Raw genomic sequence first — 4,742 nt, 5'->3', positions numbered from 1 at the left:
GCCATTTTTGGTGCTTTACTGTTTCTCAAATGCCTTTTTTCGCTCCTTATGTTTATTTTTATGCTCACTTTGATTTTTTCTCTCCGTAATTTCTCTCTGTGACAGCTTAGGGTGCGGAATGTGGGTTTTAGTACAAATGCTCAAATTCCCTGCTATTCTCCTCTGCTATACCTTTTAAACAGGATTTAGTATGATTTATTCACCCCGACGAGCGAGAATAATCATCGTCTTTGCTAAGGGAGCAATACGACCAATACGATAAATTTTCTCTACCGATAAATTAGCTTCTGTTAACAGTTTTGTGATGGTTTTGACAGACCAGAATTTAATATGTCCGTGATCCCAAAGAGCGGTAAAATGCTCGTCCATCTTACCCGTAGCCGCTAGGGCTAAATTTTTGAGATAACTATGATAGGGAGTGGATATCAGCGCATATCCTCCGGGTTGCAGGAGATTATAAACGGTCTTAGCATAATCGCGCGGAGCATAGACGTGTTCTACCACTTCCAAACTAATTAGCAGCGGAAAATTACCAAATTTACTAGCCAGATCATCATAGGCGGAACCAACGTATAGATCAAGTTCAGGATAGGCTTTTTTTGCCTCTGCTATCCCTGATTCGGAAGGATCGCAGCCACTGACTTGAAATCCTTTTTCTGATAACCAATTAGCGATCGAACCGTTGCCACAACCGAGATCAAAAATACGCTTTTCAGGAGGAGCAAGATTGGCAAAAATCTGACTCAGAGAGGGTAGCAAATAAGCGTGGGCAGTCCCACAGCAAGAATTTTGAGGCTCTTCGTTACTTGTTATGGTTCGATAGGGGGGCATAAATCAACAAAATCTTTATCTGGTAAGGGATTTAATTGATTAGTTCGCTTTAGATAAAAAACAATTGACAAAAATCGCCCAATGTCTTTCTCTATAAGGGTTCCATCCCTTATAACTCCCGTCTATTGCATAAGACAAACCGAAGAACCAATTTTGATAATGATAATAATCTGACATATCTTAAAATAGTTGGCTCTTCTCGACTTTGTGTGATAATTTTTGCTTATGGAATCGTGAAATTTTGACGGAGAAAGACTTTTACGACTATTTTGCCGAAGAAACTATCAGTATAGGCTTCGTTTCCACACAGAAACCGGAAGAGCCAATAGTTAATATGTAAGTATTTTTCGTGGTATCACCACTATCGCAGGGTAATACAAAAAGTAACTTTTGTCAAGGGTTTGGTGAAATTTATTCTTACATCCCATTGATACGACCTATTTGTATTATTTTATCAATATGTTGCATATACTATCATCAATGGACATCTTGCAAAAATCAAAAACCTTTTCCTAGTTAGAAGTCTTCGAGTCAGTATTCTCCGAGTTAGAATTCGTAAACTTAACGGTAATAGCTAAATTCTGTTATCAGAAAACCTGAACAACTACCAAAGCGGATCGGAGTATAAATGAACGGTTAAAGAATCTCGATCGCTGGGGATACCAGTAATACAACTGCAAATTTGAGTACCATCATCTAATTCTACCTCGCAGGCGTGACAGGAACCCATTAAACAGCCAGTAGGAATGTCAATTCCCGCTTTTTTGGCCACATCTAATAATAGTTCTCCCGTTTCCGCTTCTATGATGATATCATCGGGTAAAAAACGCACTGAAATAGTCATAATTTCTCCTTACAAATGAGCAAAAATAGGTTTAAGATTTAAATGTTCTTCCAGTAAATTAGCCATATTATCTAGGGTTATTTCTCTTTGTTTACTATAGTTAGCAATTCCCGTAGGCAAAGATAATAAACCGCGACGCTGACGCAGATGATTTAGCCAAGTTCTTCGCCAAGAACCATTATCAAAGATACCATGTAAATAACAACCCCAAATTGAGAGAGAATCATTAACAATTCCTAGACTAGCATCTTCCTCGAACATTTTTTGATAACCTGATTCACTTTCCCATGCGCTTATTCCTTGGTGAATTTCGTATCCTGTTACTGGTAAACCCGCTTGGGGAAAATTAGATAAAACCTGTCGTTGACGGGTAATTTTTTCGGCAGTAATTACCGTTTTTAAAGGCAGTAAATTTAAGCCAGCTGCCTCACTATCGGAACCTTCTCGATGTTCAGTATCCAGGATTAATCGCCCTAACATTTGCAAACCACCACAGATGCCAAAGATAATACCTCCCCTTTGGTGATAGGCTTGTAATTGATTAGCCATACCACTTTGATTAAGAGCAATTAAATCAGTGACAGTGGTTTTAGAACCGGGGATAATTACCCCATCGGGATCACCTAAAGATTCCTGTAATTCTAGATAACGTAGATTAACTGTTGCTTCACCACAGAGAGGGTCAAAATCCGTAAAATTAGCGATATGAGGCAGACGAATGACACTGATATTTAGTTCAGCTTTGGGTTTTTGGGCGGGGCGATCGAGTAAACTGAGAGAATCCTCGGCACTTAAAAAGATATCACTATAGGGAAGAACTCCCAACACGGGAATTTTTGTATAATCTTCTAGCCAAGTAATCCCCGAATCTAAGAGAGATTTTTGTCCGCGAAATTTATTGATCACAATACCTTTAATTAAAGCTCTTTCCTCCGGTTCTAATAATTCTAACGTACCGACGACGTGAGCAAAAGCCCCCCCGCGATCAATATCCACCACTAAAATAGTAGCGGCATCGAGATATTTAGCCACCCGCATATTAGTTAAATCCCGATGTTTGAGATTTATTTCCGCCGGACTTCCCGCACCTTCACAGACAACTAGATCAAATTCTGCCGATAATTTGGCTAAAGATTCTTTAATTGCTTGCCAACCTTGATCAAAATAATTCTGATAATAATCCGCTGCCGTGGTGACACCAACAGCCTTACCTTTAATAATCACCTGAGAGGTCATATTTCCCTGGGGTTTTAATAAAATTGGGTTCATTTCTACCCGGGGAACTGTCCCCGCAGCCCATGCTTGCACCGCCTGGGCGTGACCCATTTCTTCCCCTCCGGCGGTAACATAGGCATTAAGAGCCATATTCTGACCTTTAAAGGGTGTTACCTGCCAACCTTTTCGGTTGAATAAACGACATAAAGCCGCAGTTAAAAAAGATTTACCCGCGTGGGATGTTGTCCCCACTACCATAATTGCTTTCATCTAGTTTTTTTAATTGAGCATTTTCAGTGAACAGTAATCGGTAAACAGTAATCAGTTGATACTAAATCCGTTGAGTATATGCTACTTATAAGGACAGGCACTCATGCAAGAGGCTAATAACTGAAAACTCACATCTGATAACTGATAACTGATAACTGATAACTGACTCCCAACAGCATTAAAAAGAAAACCAACGTTGCAGAGTATTTAAAAATCTTTGCCAGAAAGTGGGTTGAGGGAAAAAGTCCCCTTGGGGTTGCCATTTTTCTATTAATTTCCTCCCCAAAGGAGTGAGACGAAAACTATCGGTTATCCCCTGTCCATCTACTTCGCGTCGCAAAATTCCCACTTTAATCAACCAGAGAAGATAGCTTTCCGCTGCTGCTTCCGTCAGCAGTCTGGAAGTATAACCTTTCTCTAAACCCCCAGCACCCGGAATGCTCAAAAGTGATACACTTTGCTCCAGCATAGCGGCGAATAGGGTGACACGGAAAGGAGAACAACAGAGGGCCCGTTCGGCCCTGGTAATGGTAGCATCGGGATAATTGATGGCGGTAATGGTGGGAGTCGATAGGCTCATAGATTCCAGTCGTCTAGCTATTGATAAACTCATTGTTACATTAATTTCGCCCCAACCCCTATCAACCCCAATCACCGATAAAATAGGGATGAAGTGTTAAGTAGCTTGAGTATTTATGAAGTCTCCCGAACCGTTCGATACTAAATATACCCCAGAGGAAGTGGAAGTGGAAATCGAAACCGACGATTTTCCCCCCGTTGCTACCCCGGTTAGTTTCGCTGCCACCCTCGAAAAAGTGAAAACTTGGTACGGCAGCCTGTCCACACCAGCACAGGTAGTCGTGGCAGTGGCGGGGGTTTTTGTGACTTTTTCGATTTTAACGGCGATTTTACGGCTAGTTAGCGCAGTTTTAAGTGCTTTAATCCTCGCCGCTATCTTTTATCTCATCTATCGTTACATCCTCAAACCGAAATTTTAGTCGGCCATGCACATTTTCTGTTCAATGTCAAGAGTTTAATTGATAAAAAAAATTTATGGAAGAAGCGGACACTAGAGATATCTTGGGGGAAAATGTGGCTAAGTTGGGACTGGCCCAGATCCAGCGTCATCTATTTCTCTGCTGCGATCAGACTAAGCCAAAATGTTGTGACAAGGAAGAAGGGTTAGAAGTGTGGGATTATTTAAAGAAGCGGTTAAGTGAATTACAACTCGATCGCCCCAGCGCGAACCGTCCGGGCTGTATTTTTCGCACTAAAGCCAACTGTTTGCGGGTTTGCAGCCAAGGCCCGATTTTATTAGTGTACCCAGAAGGAGTCTGGTATGGAAGGGTCAACAAGGAAGCGATCGAAAGAATTATCCAAGAACACCTAATCGGTAATCAAATCGTCACCGAATATGCTTTCCTTCGCCACGATTTACCGGCAATTTCCCTGAACTGTCCAGAAGAAGAACCCGAAACAATAGAGGAAAACAGCGTTAAAACTAGCTGAAACACAATTAATTAGGGTTTGCGGCAAAAAGTTTTTCGTGGGGGCAGGGTGTGGGGTGTGGGGTGTGGGGTGT

General features: G+C 41.4%; 6 protein-coding genes. 2 read left to right on the top strand and 4 right to left on the bottom strand.

Annotated features, from left to right (window positions below; translation table 11 throughout):
* Nucleotides 1–195: 195 nt before the first annotated feature.
* The 4 genes from IQ224_RS21705 to IQ224_RS21690 form a co-directional block, all read right to left on the bottom strand.
* On the bottom strand, nt 196–831 hold the full coding sequence (locus IQ224_RS21705; RefSeq protein WP_194033484.1) for a bifunctional 2-polyprenyl-6-hydroxyphenol methylase/3-demethylubiquinol 3-O-methyltransferase UbiG: 636 nt from the start codon (nt 829–831) through the stop codon (nt 196–198).
* Between the two features lie 604 nt (nt 832–1,435).
* Entirely contained in the window at nt 1,436–1,675 is a 240-nt protein-coding gene (locus IQ224_RS21700) for a 2Fe-2S iron-sulfur cluster-binding protein (protein WP_052275682.1), read from the bottom strand.
* Between the two features lie 9 nt (nt 1,676–1,684).
* On the bottom strand, nt 1,685–3,160 hold the full coding sequence (gene cobQ / locus IQ224_RS21695; protein ID WP_194033483.1) for a cobyric acid synthase CobQ: 1,476 nt from the start codon (nt 3,158–3,160) through the stop codon (nt 1,685–1,687).
* 178 nt (nt 3,161–3,338) lie between these two features.
* Nucleotides 3,339–3,740, bottom strand: a complete 402-nt coding sequence (locus IQ224_RS21690) for an Npun_F0494 family protein (protein WP_002746665.1) — start codon at nt 3,738–3,740, stop codon at nt 3,339–3,341.
* Between the two features lie 115 nt (nt 3,741–3,855).
* Here IQ224_RS21690 and IQ224_RS21685 point away from each other — a divergent pair, with 115 nt between their 5' ends.
* A complete protein-coding gene (locus IQ224_RS21685; protein WP_002746664.1) occupies nt 3,856–4,158 on the top strand; it encodes a hypothetical protein in 303 nt (100 codons plus the stop codon).
* A gap of 55 nt (nt 4,159–4,213) precedes the next feature.
* Nucleotides 4,214–4,669, top strand: a complete 456-nt coding sequence (locus IQ224_RS21680) for a ferredoxin (RefSeq protein ID WP_036402182.1) — start codon at nt 4,214–4,216, stop codon at nt 4,667–4,669.
* Nucleotides 4,670–4,742: the final 73 nt, after the last annotated feature.

The organism is Microcystis sp. LEGE 00066, from assembly GCF_015207925.1.
GTDB lineage: Bacteria > Cyanobacteriota > Cyanobacteriia > Cyanobacteriales > Microcystaceae > Microcystis > Microcystis ichthyoblabe_A.
Note: the sequence above shows the minus strand (reverse complement) of the source record. Positions and strands in the feature narration are given on the sequence as shown.